The 1,525-nt window shown below is 77.8% G+C and carries 1 protein-coding gene; it reads left to right on the forward strand.

From position 1 onward, the window contains the following. On the forward strand, positions 1-1,525 hold a 1,525-nt coding region (locus tag ACTIDRAF_RS0215760), incomplete at both ends, for an acyltransferase domain-containing protein (RefSeq protein ID WP_016699692.1).

Consider the following 1,525-nt stretch of genomic DNA (forward strand, 5'->3'; position numbering starts at 1 on the left):
CCCCCCGCCGCCACGGCCACCCCGTGCTGGCCGTCGTGCGGGGGACCTCGGTCAACCAGGACGGCGCCTCCAACGGGCTGACCGCCCCCAACGGGCCGGCCCAGCAACGCGTGATCCGGCAGGCGCTGGACGGGGCCGGGCTCGCCGCGCGGGACGTCCAGCTGGTCGAGGCCCACGGCACCGGCACCCGGCTCGGCGACCCCATCGAGGCCGAGGCGCTGCTGGCCACCTACGGGCAGGACCGGGACACCCCGCTGTGGCTGGGCTCGGTCAAGTCGAACCTGGGCCACGCGCAGGCCGCCGCCGGCGTCGCCGGCCTGATCAAGGTGGTGCAGGCGATGCGGCACGCCCGCATGCCCCGCACCCTGCACGTCGACCGGCCCACCGGGCACGTCGACTGGACCACCGGCGCCGTCCAGCTCCTCACCGAGGCCCGGGACTGGACGGGCGACGCGCCGAGGCGGGGCGCCGTGTCGTCCTTCGGGGTGAGCGGCACCAACGCCCACGTCATCCTCGAACAGGCACCCGAGCAGCACGAGCACCCTGACCCCGACCGAGAGCCGGAGCCGGCACCGGCTCCCCGCACCGCACCGACCACCCCGGCGGTGGTGCCCCTGCTGGTCTCCGCCCGCTCCGAGGGCGCCCTCACCGACCAGGCCGACCGCCTCGCCCACCTGCTCGCCGACCGCGACGTCGACGTCACCGACGTCGCCCACGGACTGCTGACCCGGCGGGCCGCCCTCGACCGCCGCGCCGTCGTGCTCGGCGCCGACCGCGACGAACTCCACGCCGGGCTGCGCGCCCTGGCCTCGTCCCGCCCGACGTCGGCGGTGGTCACCGGGGTCGTCGACCCCGACGCGCGGACCGTCTTCGTGTTCCCCGGCCAGGGGGCCCAGTGGCCCGGCATGGCCCGCGACCTGCTGGACGAGAGCCCGGCGTTCGCGGCCAGGATCGCCGACTGCGCCGCCGCCCTCCGCCGGCACGGGGACATCGACCTCGACGCGGCGCTGCGCACCGGCGCCGGCCTGGACCGGGTCGACGTGCTGCAACCGGCGCTGTTCGCGATGATGGTGGCCCTCGCCGCCGTCTGGGAGGACCACGGCGTCCGCCCCGACGCCGTCATCGGCCACTCCCAGGGGGAGATCGCCGCCGCCTACGTCGCGGGCGCCCTCTCCCTCGACGACGCCGCCCGCGTCGTCGCCCTCCGCGCCCGCGCCCTCCGGGAACTGGCCGGCACGGGCGGGATGCTGTCGGTGGGGCTGTCCGCCGACGCCGCCGCCGACCACCTGGCGCCCCACGCCGGCCGGGTGACCGTGGCCGCGACCAACGGCCCCCGGGCCACCGTCCTCGCCGGACCGCCGGAGGACCTGGACACCCTCGCCGCCACCCTCCACGCCGCCGGCGTGCGGGCCCGCCGGATCGCCGTCGACTACGCCTCCCACAGCCCCGCCGTCGACGCGCTCCGGGACACCCTCGCCAGCGACCTCGCCGACATCCGCCCGGAACCACCGACCGTGCCGATGCT

The organism is Actinoalloteichus spitiensis RMV-1378 (genome assembly GCF_000239155.1).
In the GTDB taxonomy this organism is placed as follows: Bacteria; Actinomycetota; Actinomycetes; order Mycobacteriales; family Pseudonocardiaceae; genus Actinoalloteichus_B; species Actinoalloteichus_B spitiensis.